The organism is Peribacillus sp. NPDC097224 (assembly GCF_044761985.1).
GTDB lineage: Bacteria > Bacillota > Bacilli > Bacillales > DSM-1321 > Peribacillus.
The window spans coordinates 1-18,542 of the sequence record NZ_JBIWDK010000002.1 but is presented as its reverse complement, the minus strand read 5'-3'; the positions used below and the strand labels follow the sequence as shown (position 1 = coordinate 18,542).

At 41.9% G+C, this 18,542-nt stretch carries 18 protein-coding genes, 1 tRNA gene, 1 rRNA gene and 1 riboswitch; of the genes, 14 read left to right on the top strand and 6 right to left on the bottom strand.

The annotated features are described in order from the left end of the window. Positions 1-178 precede the first annotated feature (178 nt). Together ACIQXR_RS03630 and ACIQXR_RS03625 are read left to right on the top strand one after the other, a co-directional pair. The gene (locus ACIQXR_RS03630; RefSeq protein ID WP_403079492.1) at positions 179-1,285 is read left to right on the top strand and encodes a CaiB/BaiF CoA transferase family protein; all 1,107 of its coding nucleotides are present in this window, start codon (positions 179-181) and stop codon (positions 1,283-1,285) included. Between the two features lie 173 nt (positions 1,286-1,458). Then, a complete protein-coding gene (locus tag ACIQXR_RS03625; RefSeq protein WP_402876034.1) occupies positions 1,459-1,983 on the top strand; it encodes a hypothetical protein in 525 nt (174 codons plus the stop codon). A gap of 35 nt (positions 1,984-2,018) precedes the next feature. On the opposite strand, the gene ACIQXR_RS03620 is transcribed toward ACIQXR_RS03625, so the two are convergent. Beyond that, positions 2,019-3,122 (bottom strand): 5-methyltetrahydropteroyltriglutamate--homocysteine S-methyltransferase, encoded by a 1,104-nt coding sequence (locus tag ACIQXR_RS03620; protein WP_403079490.1) that lies wholly within the window; start codon positions 3,120-3,122, stop codon positions 2,019-2,021. Positions 3,123-3,207: 85 nt separating this feature from the next. Continuing rightward, a riboswitch (SAM riboswitch) is annotated at positions 3,208-3,307 on the bottom strand. Between the two features lie 217 nt (positions 3,308-3,524). On the opposite strand from ACIQXR_RS03620, the gene ACIQXR_RS03615 reads away from it, so the two are divergent. Both ACIQXR_RS03615 and ACIQXR_RS03610 read left to right on the top strand, forming a co-directional pair. After that, positions 3,525-4,562, top strand: a complete 1,038-nt coding sequence (locus ACIQXR_RS03615) for a PTS sugar transporter subunit IIC (protein ID WP_403079488.1) — start codon at positions 3,525-3,527, stop codon at positions 4,560-4,562. A gap of 11 nt (positions 4,563-4,573) precedes the next feature. Next, complete coding sequence (locus tag ACIQXR_RS03610; protein ID WP_403079486.1) at positions 4,574-4,729, top strand: hypothetical protein; 156 nt, start codon at positions 4,574-4,576, stop codon at positions 4,727-4,729. Here the strand turns inward: ACIQXR_RS03610 and ACIQXR_RS03605 are convergent. After that, a complete protein-coding gene (locus ACIQXR_RS03605) occupies positions 4,724-5,761 on the bottom strand; it encodes an outer membrane protein assembly factor BamD (RefSeq protein ID WP_403079485.1) in 1,038 nt (345 codons plus the stop codon). The two genes, ACIQXR_RS03610 and ACIQXR_RS03605, sit on opposite strands and share 6 nt — an antisense overlap. A gap of 245 nt (positions 5,762-6,006) precedes the next feature. On the opposite strand from ACIQXR_RS03605, the gene ACIQXR_RS03600 reads away from it, so the two are divergent. The 8 genes from ACIQXR_RS03600 (at position 6,007) to ACIQXR_RS03565 (ending at position 14,686) form a co-directional block, all read left to right on the top strand. Further along, positions 6,007-6,744, top strand: a complete 738-nt coding sequence (locus tag ACIQXR_RS03600) for an SH3 domain-containing protein (protein WP_403079483.1) — start codon at positions 6,007-6,009, stop codon at positions 6,742-6,744. Positions 6,745-6,932: 188 nt separating this feature from the next. Beyond that, positions 6,933-7,379, top strand: coding sequence for a hypothetical protein (locus ACIQXR_RS03595; protein WP_403079481.1), 447 nt, complete (start codon positions 6,933-6,935; stop codon positions 7,377-7,379). Positions 7,380-7,568: 189 nt separating this feature from the next. Further along, positions 7,569-8,114 (top strand): glycerol-3-phosphate responsive antiterminator, encoded by a 546-nt coding sequence (locus tag ACIQXR_RS03590; protein WP_402876044.1) that lies wholly within the window; start codon positions 7,569-7,571, stop codon positions 8,112-8,114. A 207-nt stretch (positions 8,115-8,321) separates the two neighbouring features. Beyond that, positions 8,322-9,146 carry an MIP/aquaporin family protein gene (locus ACIQXR_RS03585; RefSeq protein WP_402876046.1) on the top strand — a complete coding sequence of 275 codons (825 nt, stop codon included), beginning with the start codon at positions 8,322-8,324 and terminating at the stop codon, positions 9,144-9,146. Positions 9,147-9,171: 25 nt separating this feature from the next. Beyond that, complete coding sequence (glpK, locus tag ACIQXR_RS03580) at positions 9,172-10,662, top strand: glycerol kinase GlpK (RefSeq protein ID WP_402876048.1); 1,491 nt, start codon at positions 9,172-9,174, stop codon at positions 10,660-10,662. Positions 10,663-10,905: 243 nt separating this feature from the next. Next, on the top strand, positions 10,906-12,558 hold the full coding sequence (locus ACIQXR_RS03575) for a glycerol-3-phosphate dehydrogenase/oxidase (RefSeq protein ID WP_402876050.1): 1,653 nt from the start codon (positions 10,906-10,908) through the stop codon (positions 12,556-12,558). 186 nt (positions 12,559-12,744) lie between these two features. Beyond that, positions 12,745-14,199 carry an alanine/glycine:cation symporter family protein gene (locus ACIQXR_RS03570; protein ID WP_402876051.1) on the top strand — a complete coding sequence of 485 codons (1,455 nt, stop codon included), beginning with the start codon at positions 12,745-12,747 and terminating at the stop codon, positions 14,197-14,199. 310 nt (positions 14,200-14,509) lie between these two features. Then, positions 14,510-14,686 carry a hypothetical protein gene (locus tag ACIQXR_RS03565; RefSeq protein WP_402876053.1) on the top strand — a complete coding sequence of 59 codons (177 nt, stop codon included), beginning with the start codon at positions 14,510-14,512 and terminating at the stop codon, positions 14,684-14,686. A 127-nt stretch (positions 14,687-14,813) separates the two neighbouring features. Here the strand turns inward: ACIQXR_RS03565 and map are convergent, their stop codons facing one another. The 3 genes from map to ACIQXR_RS03550 all read right to left on the bottom strand — a co-directional run bounded on the left by map (position 14,814) and on the right by ACIQXR_RS03550 (position 16,809). Continuing rightward, complete coding sequence (gene map, locus ACIQXR_RS03560; RefSeq protein ID WP_402876055.1) at positions 14,814-15,554, bottom strand: type I methionyl aminopeptidase; 741 nt, start codon at positions 15,552-15,554, stop codon at positions 14,814-14,816. Positions 15,555-15,910: 356 nt separating this feature from the next. Next, positions 15,911-15,983, bottom strand: a tRNA-Ala gene (locus ACIQXR_RS03555). Between the two features lie 118 nt (positions 15,984-16,101). Next, positions 16,102-16,809, bottom strand: coding sequence for an MgtC/SapB family protein (locus ACIQXR_RS03550; RefSeq protein WP_402876056.1), 708 nt, complete (start codon positions 16,807-16,809; stop codon positions 16,102-16,104). A 136-nt stretch (positions 16,810-16,945) separates the two neighbouring features. On the opposite strand from ACIQXR_RS03550, the gene ACIQXR_RS03545 reads away from it, so the two are divergent. Further along, positions 16,946-17,827, top strand: coding sequence for a DMT family transporter (locus tag ACIQXR_RS03545; RefSeq protein WP_402954150.1), 882 nt, complete (start codon positions 16,946-16,948; stop codon positions 17,825-17,827). A 45-nt stretch (positions 17,828-17,872) separates the two neighbouring features. On the opposite strand, the gene ACIQXR_RS03540 is transcribed toward ACIQXR_RS03545, so the two are convergent. Then, positions 17,873-18,061 (bottom strand): hypothetical protein, encoded by a 189-nt coding sequence (locus ACIQXR_RS03540; RefSeq protein WP_402876058.1) that lies wholly within the window; start codon positions 18,059-18,061, stop codon positions 17,873-17,875. Between the two features lie 415 nt (positions 18,062-18,476). Here ACIQXR_RS03540 and ACIQXR_RS03535 point away from each other — a divergent pair. Continuing rightward, positions 18,477-18,542: ribosomal RNA gene (locus ACIQXR_RS03535) — 16S ribosomal RNA — on the top strand; the annotation flags it as partial.

The following is an 18,542-nucleotide window of genomic DNA, read 5'->3' as shown; positions in this document are numbered from 1 at the left end:
ATGGTTCCGGTTATTTTATTATTTTAAATTGAACATGTACCAATGTTAGTCGCATTGAATTGGATGTGAATGTTGTTTTGCAGGAAACGAAAGGGTGGAAGAAGAATGAGTATAAAAGATAGAAATCCCAACTGAGGAAGAATGCATCCATTTGGTAGAAAAGGAAGGTGCATGAACGATGACACTGTTGACCAATCTGAAAGTGCTAGACTTTTCGACACTTTTGCCAGGGCCATTCGCTACGCTCATGCTTGCAGACTTAGGAGCGGAAGTGTTGAAGGTAGAACGGCCGGCCAAGGTTGATACATGGGGAGTCGATCAATATTTGAACCGTTCAAAAAAATCGGTTGCCCTTGATTTGAAACGGCAGGAGTCGATTGATGCCGTAAAGAATCTAGTGAAGGAATATGATATTGTCCTTGAACAGTTCCGGCCGGGTGTCATGGATCGGTTGGGGCTGGGATACGAAGAATTAAAACAAATCAATCCAAAGTTGATTTACTGTTCGCTTACTGGCTTTGGTCAGACTGGTCCCTACAAGAATCGTCCAGGTCATGATATCAACTATATTTCGATAGCGGGATTGTCCGGTTACTCAGGTACGCAAAAAGGAGGACCTGCAAAAAATGGAACACAAATAGCCGACCTTGCAGGAGGCTCCATGCACGCTGTCATCGGGATTTTGTCGGCAGTCATCTACCGGGAGCGGACGGGTGAAGGTCAGTTCATCGATATTAGCATGACCGATTGCAGCTTTGCTTTGAATGCGATATCTGCCCCCCTACATTTACAGGGTGGATTGGAGCTTGAACCGGAAAAATTGGTATTGAATGGCGGAACATTTTATGATTTTTATGAAACGAAAGACGGCCGTTACTTCTCGGTTGGAAGCTTGGAGCCATCATTCCGTGAAGTGTTATGTGAAGCAATCGGACAGCCTGAACTGTTCGAGTTAAGCATGAAGCAAGATGCGGAAAGCAGCATCCAATTCAAAAGGATCATCAAGCATGCATTTCTTGAAAAGACATTTGAAGAATGGCAGGGCATATTCGAAGATTTCGAGGCTTGTGTCGAACCGGTGCTGACTTTTTCTGAAGCGACCAATCACCCGCAACTGCAAGCGCGCGGCATGATAGTCGAAGTGCCTGATGGAGAAGGAAAGATGCAGAGGCAGATGGCTTGTCCCATCAAAACATCGGTCTTCACTCCAGAGTATAAACATGTTGGGATGAAGCCGGGACAAAGTAATGATGAGGTCTTTGGCACTCTTGAATTGGAGCGATAGCAACGGATGGACCGGCAGATGATCTGCCGGTTTTTTTGTGGGTTAAAGGGGGAGTCCCTTAAGACATGTGAATATTTACTAGTTATAACGTATCCACACCGGGTAAGAGAGTATCATCCTTCGAATAAGGACTTGTCTGTATACACCAAGCTCAAATAAGGAGGATGATTGGCATGTTCGGTTTGTCTGATATCACTAAATTTCTCTTTTCCTTTTTTCTGATTTTACCGGTTGTCACGCTCATTCATTTAGGTGGGCATCTATTCTTTGTCACACTATTTGGCGGTACGGAGAAAAAAATCAAGATCGGATGTGGAGATAAGATTTTCTCCTTTTGCAATATAGAAGTGAGAAAATACTACTTTTGGAATGGGCATTGTGAGTTCAAGGGATTAAAATATGATAATAAGTTCACGAATAGTTTGATTTACTTAGGGGGAGCCCTCTTTAACCTAATTAGCATGTTGTTGATATATAGTTTGGTTTATCAGGGAATCTTGGAGAAGTCGGTCCTCTGGTACCAATTCATATATTTCTCTTTTTATATCATGTTCTTTTCCTTATTTCCGATGTATTTTTCCGATGGGTCGCCAAGTGATGGAAAGGCCGCAGAATTGACATTGAAGAACCAGCTCGATGATAAGGTGACAGATGATGTAGTGGGGAAGAAAGAGGATGAGGACGATCGATGTTGCTGAATAAGGGACGAGCATAGGCTCGTCCCTTTTTGTTCTTATCCCCAGACTTCTTTGGCGACATCCACGACGAATTTTAACTTTTCCCATTGCTGCTCTTCCGTTAGCTTGTTGCCAAGATGTGTGGAAGCGAATCCGCATTGAGGGCTTAAGCATAATTGTTCATGTGGCACGAATTGTGCCGCTTCTTTAATACGTGATTTAACGGTTTCTTTATCTTCAAGTTCGCCATTCTTCGAAGTGACCACGCCAAGGACAACTTGTGCACCGTCATTTGGAATGTGTTCTAATGGCTTAAAATCCCCAGAACGATTATCATCGTATTCCAAGAAGAATCCATCTACATTTTCCTTGGCCAATAGAGTTGGTGCGATACGGGCATAGCTGCCTTCAAAAGCCCAAGTCGATTGGTAATTCCCACGACAAAGGTGAGTCGTGACAACCAAATCCTCTGGTTTCCCCTCTAACGTACCATTAATCACGCGCAAGGCTAGGTCGATTAATTGTTCTCTTGTATATTTTCCTCCTTTGAACTGGAAATCCGGAGCGGAAAGTCTGGCTATGTATACATCATCTAATTGTAAGTAACGTACACCGGCATCGTAAAAGGCTTGTAAAGCATCTTGATAGGCTTTGATGATGTCTTTTGCATAGTCTTCGATGTCAGGATAGATTTCTTCATTATGGACACCTACCGCAAATAATTGATTGGGACTAGGGATGGTTTGTTTCGCCACAGCCCGTCCGTCCACGATTTCATTAAACTCAATAAAGTCTTTAATAAAGGGGTGATCGGGGTTGAAAGAAATCTTTCCTGTATTCCGAACGTTATAACGTTCTGTTTCAATTCCATCAAAGGTGAGGCCTTTTTCCGTGACATACCCTTCGATTCCATTTAAATGTTCCAAGAAGTCAAAGTGCCACCAGGTGCGTCTGAATTCCCCATCAGTCACTGCCTCTAAACCGATTTCTATTTGCTTATCGACGATACGCTTGATTTCCTTCGTTTCAACCTCACGTAATTGTTCGGCGGTAATGATTCCTTCTTTATGTTGCTTTCTTGCCAGATGTACACTTTCTGGTCTTAATAGACTTCCTACGTGATCGGCTTTGAATGGAGCTTTCGTTAAAGTGATAGACATGGTAGATTCCTACTTTCCTTATTAAAATATAAAAACCTCTTCTTTCAAAAAAAGAAGAGGTATAATCAGCAATGCTTATATTCTCTTCTTATCTTCAAGTTGAACACTTCTGGAATTAGCACAGTACAGTAAAGTCTGTTGCTGAGGTATCAAAGGGCCAGTCCCTCCACCTCTCTGGATAAGAATATGAACTATTCAATTAATTACGACTATACAGGTAGTATTAGTAAAGGTCAATAGAAAACAGATAATTTAGAATATATGCGTTATTAGAAAGTAAGTTTCTCTTATTCAAAATACTTTTATACACTTTCGCGGTGAAGTATTAAAAAAAATCCTTTGACTATTGTCAGAATATTTCTTATAATTGTGTACATTATAGCGAGATAGGGGATTATTTAGATGAAAGATTTTTTTAATAAATTATTAACGGGGATGAGCATAGGGATTGTCGTTTCATTAATTCCGAATGCTTTGTTAGGGGAAATACTTAAACTATTGATTCCACATTTTCCCGTGTTACAGCATATATTCGATATCACCGTTTTCGTGATGAGTTTGTTACCTGTCATGATTGGGGTGATGGTCGGGATTTCGTTCAAGCTACCATCCATTCAAACGGCCAGTATCGGGATAGCGGCCATGGTCGGAAGTGGTGCCATCCAGAAAACGGCTGACGGTTTATTTGCCCTTAATGGGATTGGCGTTGTCATCAATACCGGAATTACCGCGGCATTGACGGTATTGTTCCTGCAATTAATTGGCGACAAATTAAAGGCGTATGCGATTCTCTTGATGCCGACTTTAAGTATCTTGGTACCAGGCATGATTGGATACTTCATTCTGCCATACGTAAAATCCGCTACGGGACTATTAGGAGTCGGCATCGCTAACGTGACGTCCTTGCAACCCATTTTGATGGGAGCCATTATTTCCGTTATCTTCTGTCTTATTATCTTATCGCCCATTTCAACGGTTGGGGTAGCGACGGTCATTATGCTCTCAGGGATAGGATCTGGTGCGGCCAACCTAGGCATCGTGGCAGCTGGTGTTGGCCTAGCCATTGCAAGCTACAAAGCGAATTCATTAGGGACGGCTTTAGCCCATGTGTTGGGTTCCCCTAAGATTCAAATGAGGAATTTCTTCATGAAACCGAAAATTGCGTTTCCCATGTTAATCACGTCAGCTATTCTTGGTGCGTTGGCAGGTTTGTTAAACATACAAGGGACCCCATATAGTGCTGGATTTGGTTTATCGGGATTGGTCGGTCCCTTGAACTACATGAAACTGGCGGAAGGCGGATGGATTTTCAGTAACATATCCATCATGGTCATCATTTTCTTCATTCTTCCGATTGTGTTGAACCTTGTACTAATCTACGTTTTCTCAAAGAAATTAAAATGGATTAAAGCAGAAGACTATACCTTGCATTTTGAATAATACGAGGGTAAATGAAAGAAGCAGCCAGGCAAAGGGACCTGGCTGCTTCTTTTGATGGTGCGGCTATTTTCAAAGGGAATGTAACCTTTCAATCTAGAATCTCCCCGGTACTGATGTTGGCCCTGATTCATTTTCATTCTCATGGCCTCGTCCTCACCCCGTTATGAGTTGGTGGATGGGGTGAAGGTCTCTGCGATATGAGAAGTGATTGGACCGTACTTTTCCTGTTCGCTAGCGGGATAGCTAATGATAAAGGTAGTGCCCACTTGATCATTAAAGTAGTACCTCTTATAGATAACGTTCCCATTTTCTTCGTAGGAAATGACATACCAATCGTCCGTAAGTCGCTGATAGGCGATTTCTTCTGTGATATTTTTCAAAGCATCTTCATAATACATTTCAATCGTTTCTTCATCGTTGATTATATTCGTATGGCTAGCAAAGGCGGTAATTTCAAATTCCTCATTATAGAACCTGGCTCCATCACCATTGGTTGGCGGGGTGTCCATATTTAAGCCTTTGGGATAGTACATGGAGAACCCATAACGGCCATTTTGATATAGTTGGTACGCAGTTTTTTGACCGTCGGCTTTTTCTACGGTTTTCTTATCTTCAGTTTTCTTTACTTTCTTTTCTTCTGGTTGCGTTTCTTCCTGGTCTTTCAGGGCAAGATCGACTTGTTCCGTAAGTTTAGTCAACTCAGATTGATAGCTTGATAGCAATTCATCCGACTCGAAGCTTTTTTCTAAAAGTTGTAATTTCTTTTGTGCTAAACTGTAACTTTCTTTTGCGATAAGTTCCTTCACAATCTTCATCGTGTCTTCAAACGAAGAAGTTGTTTCCTGATCAGCAAGGATTTCCTCTTTTAGTTTTTTAGCTTCGGTCTGCAACGTGTTCAACGTGCTTTTATTCGTAATGACGGCATTTAGAGATTCAAGGGAAGTATCAAATTCTTTTTCTTCATATGCAGTGACTGCCGTATCCATATGATTTGCCTGATCTAGATAAGCGGAGGCATCCTCATCCCTTTTTTTCTCCTTTAAGGCCAATTCGAATTGGATGGCTGCCTGATGGTAATCCCGTTTTCCTAGATATTCAATCCCCTTGTCCAAAGCATCCTGGTACCCATCATTTGAACATGAAGCAAGGAAGAATAAGCAGAGGAGGGTAACGGATAGTGAAAGTCCTTTTTTTATCATGTAATCTCCTATTCTATCGTTCGCCATTTTAGCGTGAATTAATTTTACCAGAATTTTAATGCTGTAGGGAGTAATACCAAATTTAAATTATTTTGTTTGAGGGCATTCATCTGTCTTTGTTTTATAGATGAAATAGCTTTTAATTTCTTTTATTTTACTTATAAACCTTATTTTTCAATTATTTATGATAAAATACCTATATCATATTTAGGTATTTAGGTAAGAGATCAGGGGGAGAATATAGTATGAATGTAAGCAAATTATTCAAAATGATGATGGCCATCCTTTTCATTAGTAGCCTAGCATTTCCGTTCACCGCGACAGCCGATGCGGCGAGTACATCAAGTGCCACTGTGACAGCAAGCAACTTGAATGTCAGGGAGAAGGCTTCCGATAAGGCGAAAAAAGTGGGCTCGTTGAAAAAAGGAACCAAAGTAACGGTCTATTCCAAAACAAAATCAGGATGGTCCGAAATCCGTTATAATAAGAAAAAAGCCTATGTATCCACGGAATTTCTAAAGTTCAAGAAAAAAGTGGCGAGTTATAAAAGGGATACGTCCAAAGTGTATGTCTATAAAAGTAACGGAAAAAAATATACCCACTCGAGCACTGGGGAAAAGTACAATAAGGTTTGGACAATCTGGAACCTAAAGGGAGCCGGGGAGAGCTGGAAGGAAGTTGAAAAAGAAACGGGTGAGGGTTATTATATCGGTTGGCCCGAATCAGAGTATTTTATCGCTTTAGGTTACCCGCTAAAGGTCGGAGCTAAATGGGAAAGCTGGGATGGAAGTAATACGTACATCGCTAAGGTTACATCGATGAGTAAAACCGTCAAAACACCAGCAGGGACCTTCAATAAGGTTGTTGAAGTAAAGGAAAGTAATGGTTCTACTAGATATTACGCGAAAAATGTGGGCCTGATTAAAGCCTTCGTCAATGGTAAAAAAACCAGTGAACTAGTCGAATTGAAGAAGAAAAAATAAGACGTTAACTGCCGCTCATCCCGAGTGGCGTTTTTTTATTTGAGGGTGGTCACCTGTTTGAACAGGGCAGATACTGATAAAATATGGTAATAGGGTGTGAAGGGGAGGTAATGGGTCGTTCCGCAATTACCCAATCTTGAATAAGATGATTCAACGGAGTTTTTTGCATAGGGCAAGGGAGGGAAATCATGTTTGATAAATTCAAGGATATAATCAATAAGGCTACAACGGAGGGGGTTTCCATCCCCATTACGGCAAAGATGATGGCGGGTTTAATAGAAAAGAAGTCAGGTGAAGAAGACATTGATGTGCATATTTCACCAGAGTATATCGTGCTGAGTGGGACTACAGAGGTAAAGAAAATGATGTTGAAGAAAAAAGTTGCCTTCACCGTCACGTTGAAGCCGGTGCAAATCGATAAAAGAACGATTCTCTTTCAGCTTGTTGGGATGAAACCGATTAATGTTAATTTCATCAACCATAAACTGTTTAATAGACCGCCATTTTTTGAATATCATAATCGGATGATCAAAATTGATTTTAACGCATGGGATATGGTGAAAAAGGTACCGGTCGGGCAGATTAAGTCATTTGAGCTGGTTGAGGGTGCCATGAATATCAAATTGGCTCTTTGACTATCAAAAAACAACAAAAGGCCTAAATAATGGCTCTTTATTTAGGTTTTTTGTATGCTTAGGGTACATGCATTCTTTTCTAGTGGAATTTGGATAAATGCGAGCGTCCTTATGGAATGATGGTGGGACCTATTGTTTTTACGGCAGGTTCTGATTATGATGGGATTGTTAGCATAGGAGGAGGATATGATGGATCAGAAGATACTGCCTGCTTCGGCAAGCATGAAGGATTTCGAGAGGTTCTTGGAGAGTTCCTATGAGATAGGGGTTTTTCTGGATTTACATATATCACAGCTGAAAAATGTGAGCTTGATGGCCAAGCAACGTAATAAGAAAATGATTTTCCATGTAGATTTGATTCAAGGAATCAAAAGTGATGAGTATGCCACGGAATTCATTTGCCAGGAGGTCCAACCTTATGGCTTGATTTCGACAAAGTCCAGTGTGATTTTAAAAGCGAAGCAAAAGGGCGTTGTCGCGATTCAACGGATTTTTTTAATAGATTCCCATGCGTTGGAGAAAAGTTATAAGTTGGTAAAGAAGACAAAGCCTGATTATATCGAAGTGTTGCCAGGTGCCATGCCCTGGATGATTAAAGAGGTGAAGGAACATTTGCAAACGCCGATTTTGGCCGGAGGGTTGATCCGTAATTCAGATGAGGTCCTGAACGCACTTGAGGCGGGAGCATCGTCGATCACCACTTCCAAAACGGAGTTATGGAATATGTTTAAATAAAAAATATAAAACAATTTTCTATTTTTTGATAAATAGTTTGACAGCGTTTTCATTAACTAGTATATTAATCTAAAATACAAGTTAATAGATGTGACGGAGATAAGGAGATTCACAACGGAAAATTCCCATTTACTTGTGGGTTAGTTCTGCTGTGGGCCTCCTTTTATTGATTTATGGTCATTATTCTAGAGGGGAAGAGGTTTTAATATGACACCATTTTGGGGAGAAGTAGTAGGTACGATGATTTTGGTTCTTTTTGGTGCAGGCATCGGGGCGGGATCTTCATTGAAAGGATCTTATGCCAAAGATGCTGGATGGATTGTCGTGACGATTGCGTGGGGGTTAGCTGTGACAATGGGTGTTTTTGCAGTCGGTTCCATTAGTGGTGCCCATTTAAATCCGGCTGTCACCATAGGTTTTGCACTTATCGGGGAGTTTCCTTGGGGAGACGTTCCAGGATATATCATAGGTCAGTTAATTGGTGGGATTCTAGGTGCAACATTAGTATTCTTGCATTATTTACCGCACTGGAAGGGTACGAACGATCCGGGTGCCAAGCTTGGTGTATTCGCGACTTCACCAGCGATCCCACATACTTTTTCCAATCTATTAAGCGAAATGATTGGTACATTCATCCTTGTTCTTGGTTTACTATTTATAGGGGCCAATGAATTTACGGAAGGGTTAAATCCATTTGCAGTCGGTTTATTGATTGTTGTGATCGGGATGTCCCTAGGTGGGACAACAGGATACGCCATTAACCCTGCCCGTGACTTGGGTCCACGTATTGCACATTTTCTTCTTCCTATTCCAGGTAAAGGAGATTCGAATTGGGGCTATTCATGGATTCCAGTCGTAGGTCCGATAGTAGGTGGGGGACTCGGAGCCATCTTTTATAAAGCATTCTTTTTAGGTGAAATCACGATAGTAAGTTGGTCTGTTTTTGCAGGAAGCCTAGTATTATTGATAGTGGCTTACGTATTTGGAAAAAAACAGTCGCATGAAATAGAGAGTAAGAATATAGCTAGTTAATTTAAAGAGGTTGGGGGAAAATACTATGAAAAAATACATCTTATCTTTGGATCAAGGAACAACAAGCACACGGGCAATATTGTTCAATGAAAAGGGCGAGTTGGTCCATGTAGCCCAAAGGGAGTTTACACAGCATTTCCCGAAACCGGGCTGGGTTGAGCATGATGCCAATGAGATTTGGGGGTCGGTTTTAGCCGTCATTGCGAGCGTCATATCGGAATCCGGCATAAAGCCTGAACAAATTGCCGGGATTGGAATAACGAACCAGCGTGAAACGACAGTCGTATGGGATAAGGAAACCTCAGTCCCTATCTATAATGCCATCGTATGGCAATCCAGACAGACGAGTGCCATCTGCGAAGAGTTGAAGGAAAAAGGTCATAATGACATGTTCCGGAAGAAAACGGGATTATTGATTGATGCTTATTTTTCCGGTACAAAGGTGAAATGGATCCTCGATAATGTGGAAGGTGCACGTCAAAAGGCCGATGAAGGCAAACTACTATTTGGAACGATCGATACGTGGTTGATCTGGAAGCTCTCAGGAGGAAAAGCCCATGTGACGGACTATTCCAATGCTTCAAGAACGTTGATGTATAACATCCATGAACTGAAGTGGGATGAAGAGATTCTGGAAATCCTGGATGTTCCAAAGTCCATGTTACCGGAAGTCAGACCTTCTTCAGAAGTGTATGCGAACACGATCGAATATCATTTCTTCGGGCAATCGATTCCAATTGCCGGAGCAGCAGGCGACCAACAAGCCGCTTTATTCGGCCAAGCTTGCTTTAATCAGGGAATGGCGAAAAACACGTATGGAACAGGATGTTTCATGCTTATGAATACGGGTGAAAAAGCAGTCGATTCCGAACATGGCCTATTGACGACGCTTGCCTGGGGATTGAATGGCAAGGTTGAATATGCACTGGAAGGCAGCATATTCGTAGCCGGTTCTGCAATCCAATGGTTACGTGATGGCATGCGGATGCTGAATAACGCCCAGGATAGTGAGGCGTATGCAAAACGAGTGGACAGCACGGATGGCGTCTATGTGGTGCCAGCCTTCGTAGGACTGGGAACCCCATACTGGGACAGCGATGTACGTGGCTCTGTATTTGGACTAACACGTGGGACAACGAAAGAGCACTTTATACGCGCTACCCTTGAATCCCTTGCCTACCAAGCGAAGGATGTCCTGGATGCGATGGAAGCAGACTCAGGTATTGCGCTGAAGACATTGCGAGTGGATGGCGGGGCAGTGAAGAACGACTTCTTAATGCAATTCCAAAGTGATTTATTAGGGGTACCCGTGGAAAGGCCGACACTGAATGAAACGACAGCGCTGGGTGCCGCATACTTGGCTGGACTAGCGGTTGGCTATTGGAAGGATCAAGAAGAAATCGCCCAGCAGTGGGTAATAGACAAGACTTTCACGCCTTCCATGGAAGAGAAGGAAAGTGAAAAATTATACGAAGGCTGGAAAAAGGCCGTGCACGCGGCAATGGCTTTTAAATAAAATAAGCAAAGTCTTTTAAATACAGGCAACACTATGATATACTGAAAACAAGTTAATAACTCGGCCGGAGAATAGGAGAGACCACGAATGCGTTATCGAGAAATCGATGATGTGCATTTGTGGTCTCTTTCTCTATATTTATATCCTGATTATGGTTATTGGCTTACTAGAATGGGAAGATAATAGAGTATATGCTGATTATTAGAAGAACCAACAAGATAACACCCCAAGGAGGAGTTAGATATGAGGTTTTCAAATAGATATAGAAAAGAAACAATCGATAAATTAAAAAAAGAGAAATTTGATTTAGTTGTAATAGGTGGAGGCATCACCGGTGCAGGGATAGCATTGGATGCGACCGTACGCGGCATGAAAGTGGCATTAGTTGAAATGCAAGACTTTGCGGCTGGTACATCAAGTCGATCAACCAAGCTTGTCCACGGTGGATTGCGTTACCTTAAGCAGTTGGAAGTGAAGATGGTTGCCGAGGTAGGTAAAGAGAGAGAAATCGTTTTTGAAAATGGACCGCATGTAACGACACCGGAATGGATGCTCCTTCCGATGCATGCAGGTGGGACATTTGGCAAATTCAGCACATCTATCGGTCTCCGTGTCTATGATTTCCTTGCAGGCGTCAAGAGAAGTGAACGGAGAAAAATGCTTACTGCGGATGAAACCTTGAAGAAAGAACCGCTTGTCAAGAAAGACGGGCTTAAAGGTGGAGGGTATTATGTTGAGTACCGTACGGATGATGCGCGTCTGACGATTGAAGTCATGAAGGCGGCCGTCGATAAAGGGGCGACTCCCATCAACTATACGAAGGTAGAAAAATTGGTCTATGAAGATGGTAAAATTGCTGGAGTAAAAGTCCGGGACGTACATTCAGATGAAGAATACGAAATACTTGGAGCAAAAGTGGTCAATGCAGCTGGACCATGGGTCGATTCAATTCGTGAAAAAGATAACTCGAAAAAAGGAAAAACGCTTAAGCTATCCAAGGGTGTTCACATCGTCATTGACCAATCGAAGTTCCCTTTGAAACAGGCCATTTATTTCGATACGCCGGATAAACGGATGGTCTTTGCCATTCCGCGTGCGGGTAAAGCTTATGTTGGAACGACAGATACCTTTTATGAAGGAGATCCGATAGATCCGGGTGTAACGCAAGAAGACCGTGATTATATCTTGAAGGCGATAGCTTTCATGTTCCCTGAAGTGAAGGTTACGGATGCAGATATCGAGTCAACCTGGTCCGGTGTAAGACCATTGATTCTGGAAGAAGGCAAGGACCCTTCTGAAATTTCACGAAAAGATGAAATATGGGTGTCCGATTCAGGTCTTATCACGATTGCCGGTGGGAAATTGACCGGGTACCGCAAAATGGCCAAAACGACCGTAGACCTAGTGGCCAAGAAGTTTTCAGAGGACTTGAACAAATTGTTCGCTGATCATAGTACAAAACGGATCCGCGTTTCAGGTGGAGATGTAGGTGGGTCGAACAACTTCCCTGAATACATCAAGAACCATATTCAAATGGGTGTAGATGCAGGGCTCTCTGTTGAAGATTCAAGAAAGATCCTGTCCATGTACGGGTCGAACGCGCCGGTGTTATTTAACATTGCCATCAATGAAAAGGATGGGGGAAGCCGTACAGGCCTACCGCAAGTGTTATTCGTACAATTGCAATATGCACTGGACCATGAAATGGCAGCCACTCCTGTAGATTTCTTCTTCCGCAGAACTGGAACGCTTCTGTTTGATATCGATTTGGTTCAAACTCATAAAGAAGCCGTAACCAACTACATGGCTGAATACTTTGGTTGGAACGAATCAGTTACAAAGAAAAGAACAAGTGAACTGGAACACGCAATACAAGGCGCTACTTCAGTCTTGTGACCTCCATATGAAAGTAGAAACGCCAGCGGATAACGCAGGCGTTTCTTTTTTATGCTGTCAAGAAGGTTCCCCTTTTTTACGACAAAATTATTTCAAATGTAAGAAAAACTAACATAACATATTGTGGAAAAATATAAATTGTTATATAATTTTGAATATTCTAATCGATAAAAGGGGGGAACTTACTTGAAGGAATTCATAGATGCTTTGAATGGAGTGTTATGGAGCTCGCCGGTCATTTATATCTTATTGGGGGTCGGGCTATTATTCTCCATATTGACGCGTTTTCTACAAGTTAGGCATATTAAAGAAATGATTGTATTGATGTTCCGGGGAAAGAGTTCGAAAGCGGGGGTTTCTTCATTCCAGGCTTTATCCATTGCCCTTTCAGGACGTGTCGGGACAGGGAATATAGCTGGGGTGGCGACGGCCATCGCCTTCGGTGGACCAGGTGCGGTTTTTTGGATGTGGGCCATTGCTTTCATAGGGGCATCCAGCGCATTCATAGAATCTACGTTAGCCCAGATTTATAAAGTGAAGCAAGACGGTCAATATCGTGGGGGGCCTGCTTATTATATTGAAAAAGGGATAGGGTGGAAATGGTTCGCCGTCCTCTTCGCAGGCGCGGCACTTATCGCAATGGCGATTCTTATGCCAGGCGTCCAGTCCAATTCCATTGCCGCTGGAGTGGAAAATGCCTTCGGTGTTGAGCCGTTCATCACAGGAATTGCCGTGGTCCTTTTACTTGGGTTCATCATATTCGGTGGCGTAAAGAGGATCGCTAATGCAGCACAACTAATTGTTCCGTTTATGGCCCTCGGGTATATTCTATTATCCGTTATCATCGTCTTCATGAATATCGCAGAATTACCCGGTGTCATATCATTAATATTTAGAAGTGCTTTTGGTCTGGATTCTGCATTTGGTGGGTTGATCGGGATGGCCATCGCGTGGGGAGTGAAACGCGGCGTGTACTCGAATGAGGCTGGTCAAGGAACGGGTGCTCACCCAGCAGCTGCAGCCGAAGTTTCCCATCCGGCCAAGCAAGGCCTTGTCCAAGCTTTTTCCGTTTATATAGACACCCTATTCGTTTGTTCGGCTACTGCCTTCATGATCTTATTCACAGGCATGTACAATACGCAAGCGGAAGATGGGACGTCAATCGTGAATAACTTAGGAGAGGTGGAACCTGGTCCAGGCTATACACAAGCGGCCATTGATAGTGTGATTCCTGGGTTTGGTGCAGGATTCGTTGCTATAGCCCTCTTTTTCTTCGCCTTTACGACCATCATGGCCTACTATTATATCGCAGAAACGAACATTGCTTACCTGATGCGAAATCGGAATAGTAAATGGGCGATGCACACCTTGAAGGTCATTATCCTTGCCGCCACTTTTTATGGAACGATCCGAACGGCAGAAGTGGCTTGGGCCTTAGGGGATGCGGGGTTAGGAATCATGGTATGGCTCAATGTCATAGCGATTCTGATTCTAGCCAAACCAGCACTCATAACATTACGGGATTACGAGAAACAAAAGAAACAAGGGGTGGACCCAGTTTTTGATCCAAAAGCATTGGGGATTAAAAATGCGGATTTCTGGGAGCATGAATATATGAAGGATGAAGAGAAAATATCATAATCCTATGAAATGATATATGTATTTCAATTAAGCTAGCTCGAGTGATTGGGCTAGCTTTTTTTGATGTCATTACCAAAAAGGGAACTACATATTATGAGTAAAGAAATGGATAGCGGACTAGCGGAGTCGGGCGTGTCTTCATATTCACAAAGGTGGTAAATGGACCAATATTATACATTTGGTTATAATGAGACTATCTATAGGTAATCGTTCGTTCAGTTAATGTCACGGAAAAGGGAAAGTAAATAATCCTTCACTTAAGTTTGGTGAGAAGTTCGTAAAAAAGTGGTGGTAAAGGGAGGCGAGTGGAATGGTTGCCGTATTGGTTGCTGTATTTAAAGAAGTTGGAGAAATAGTGAGCTTGGTATTAGGATTGATTATCGCCTTGATGCTGATGGTTGGGTTGGGTGTAGCCCTTACAAAAGTACAAGAATCCGTTCTAGTACCCGCTGTTCGCAAGATCAAGAAAATGATGAGTAGAAGTTAGCGTAAATGCCTTCACTCCCCGAATCATTCTCGCAATATTCCCTACCTGACGAGATAAAAGCGGAGTGTAAAGAACACTCCGCCGTGTACTACTATTTTAATATAAAACTTTACCGTCTATGCTTGAATTAAAGGGTGACAATAATCGGGCCATTTTTAGTAAGGATAATCGTATGCTCCAATTGAGCTACAAAGCTTTTTTCTGTGGCATAGGTCCAATTATCTTCTTTTTGGAATACTTCTTCTTCAAAGGTTGAAATAAATGGCTCGAATGCGATAACCATCCCTTCCTTTAGTATTTCGTTATCCCAAGGATCATAATAATTACAAATATGGGCAGGTGCTTCGTGGATCTTTCGTCCGACACCATGTCCCGTAAGATTTTCGATAACAGTGAATCCATGTTGTTTCGCGGTTTCAAAGACCGCTTTTCCGATTTTGCTTTTCTTGGCACCAGGTTTTGCTTTCTTGAGACCTGCATCAAATGCCTTTTTAGCGACATCGCATAGTTTCGTTAAGACTTCATTGCCCTCTCCTACTACAAATGAGATTCCTGTATCTGCGAAATAACCATTCTTTGAAGCGGAGACATCTATATTTACGAGATCCCCTTCTTGAATAACCCGTTCACCTGGAATGCCATGCGCCACTTCTTCGTTAATGCTAATGCACGTATAACCAGGAAAATCATATTCCCCTTTTGGGGCGGAAATGGCACCTGCCTTCTTTAGCAGTTCTCCAGCAATATCATCAAGTTCTTTGGTCGTTACGCCAGGGACTGATCTTTGTACCAATTCATCTCTAATGGAGGCAATAATTTTGCCGATTTCTTTCAAGCCATTAAAATCTTCTTCAGTCTTTGCAATCATTCTTTCACCTCATTAATTATTTATATAAGAGTTATTAATTGTACCCTTATTTCCACTTTAGTTAAAATAAATGTGAAAAAGTGCCTGACGAATTTATTCCGAAAACAGTTAGCTCCTTCACTCTTCTAAAAATATCAGAAACACAAGAAAAAACAACTGATGAGTGGCTGGTTTGAATCGTCCGATGTGAGATGAGAATGGTATCGAGGCAAAGGTAAGCAAAATGTAGCTATTTCAACGTAGAGGGAAAAAGCATGAATTACTGTTAAGGCGATTATAAAGGGAAGTTTTTTGAGAAGAAAAGGGGAGGGATACAAAGAAAAACCCTTTGCTTAAAAGCAAAGGGTTTCGAAGTATGGAGACTAGGGGGATCGAACCCCTGACCTCTTGGCTGCCAGCCAAACGCTCTCCCAGCTGAGCTAAGCCCCCGGGTTATGGTACAATAATTATTTTATTCGGAATCCGAAGAAAAGTCAATATTAAATTTTATAATTTGTAAAATGAGTAAGAAAAACCCGTTTGAAGGAATTCAAACGGGTTTTGTACATTAGCCATTTTCAATTTCCACTCTGGATATTTCACTGAGTTTAGAGACGGTATAGTACACCTCGGAAGTCTTGACTTTATAATCGACCAACACTTTTAGTGTTAAAAGGTGAAGGTCTTCTTCGACATCTTTAATCCGAAGCGCCTTGATGTAAATATTCTCTTCTTTAATTTTCTTCAGTACGATAGCAATATCATCTTTACCCTTGATCTCTAGCTTTAGAAAGATTTCCTTTTGTCTCAATTTTCTTGGTCCGAGCCAAGTGACAAGGGACGGCACCAATTCGACACTGATGATTAACAGGATGACTCCAGCGATCGCTTCAAGGAAGAACCCTGCCCCGACCGCAATCCCAATACCTGCGGCACCCCATATGATGGCGGCGGTCGTTAAACCGGAAATGCTGTTATTATCGCGACGCAGGATGACCCCTGCACCGATGAAACCGACCCCTGATACGATTTGGGCCGCAAGACGAAGAGGGTCCATCGTGATATTAACATCGTCACTGCCTGGAAATTTATAAGCTGATTCCAACGAAACGATTGTTAATAAACAGCTGACGATGGAAATGACCAGACTTGTTTTTAGTCCGACTGGTTTCCGTTTCATCTCCCTCTCTAACCCAATGATTAATCCGAGGAGAGCCGAAATCCCTAACTTTATCAATATCTGCAGTTCAGATTGAGGTTCGAACACCCATTCCATACCATTCACATCTCCTCAGAAAAGATAGAAGAATTAATAATCTATTCAATATTGCCCATTTCAAATAAACTATCCCTTATAATTCTACCATAGTAAAATAAACTTCAAACTAGAATTCGGGGAAAGAGGAGAGAGAATGCAGCCCAAACCAAAAATGAATCCCTATTTGGCTTTAGCTATAGGAGTAGCCTCGGTTTCTTTTTCGGCGATCTTGGTCAAATTAGCAACTGCGCCTTCGGGAATCATTGCTTTTTATCGATTATTATTTACCGTTCTATTGATGCTTCCTGTTTTCCTTATCAAGTACCGGCATGAACTCAAGCTCATCCGGAAAAAGGACTGGTTGTTATCGATTGCCGCTGGTGTGTTTCTAGCCTTTCATTTCATACTGTGGTTTGAATCGCTCAATTACACATCTGTGGCCAGTTCGACAGTCCTTGTCACACTTCAGCCGTTATTCGCTTTCGCGGGGGCTTACTTCTTTTTTAAAGAAAGGTTTTCGTTGAGAGCGATAGGTAGTGGCGTCATCGCGATAGCCGGAAGTTTTGTCATCAGCTGGGGAGATTTCCGAATCAGCGGGATGGCACTTTGGGGAGATGTCCTAGCCCTTATCGCATGTGCATTAGTAACGGGTTACCTATTGTTTGGACAGAGTGTTGTAAAACGTATCTCTTCTATAACATACACATTTGTCGTGTATAGCATTAGTGCGGTTACTTTGTTCGTCTATGTTCTTGTTAAAGGCGAGGCACTCGCGCCCTATGCCGTTGAAGATTGGATTTATTTCATTCTCCTTGCCATCTTTCCAACGTTATTAGGACATTCGTTATTCAACTGGACATTGAAATGGCTAAGTACTACAACCATTTCGATGGCGATACTTCTGGAGCCGGTAGGAGCCACGGTCCTTGCTTACTTTATTCTCGATGAGCCTATTCTATGGACTCAAGTTCTCGGAGGCACCATCATCTTGGTTGGTCTAACGACGTTTTTAAAAGCTGAAGGGAAAGAAGGTTGAAAAAGACTCATATAAAAGCAGTAAGTCTGACGCGACTTACTGCTTTTATTCATAGGGATAGAATAAATAGGTCATCCTGGTGAAAATCAAGGCGAAGATAAAGCTGAATAAGAAGGTCGTGCCGTTCACTTTCCCTTTTTCTTTACTGAATTTAATGGCTTCATAAAAAGCGGTGCAGAATAAATAAAGAGCCATGCTATAACAAATGAGTAGCGCAACCAATAAAAGATTCATCATTTCACCTCATAAAAAAGATATCAATCTATCTATATATAAATTCAAGATGAAATATGCGGGATATTTTAATTTTGTTACGGAGATAAAGTGAATGCAGGGGAAGTTTATATAGAAGAAATGAAAATGAAAACTTTTTTAAAAAAAACTTTGTAAAAATATATTGCAAACATTTTTTATACATGGTATATTATTTCTTGTCGCTAAGACAGCAACTTAAACGGCTCAACAAGCTGTTGAAAATTATTTTAAAAAAGTTGTTGACAAACAGCAACGAAACATGATAAACTAACGAAGTCGCTTTGAGAGAAACGACAACGAAATTGCTCTTTGAAAACTGAACAAAACAAAGCGCCAACGTAAATTTTGAGTGAGCACACACTATAAAAAAAGCAAAATGAGCAAGTCAAACATTTCTTCGGAGAGTTTGATCCTGGCTCAGGACGAACGCTGGCGGCGTGCCTAATACATGCAAGTCGAG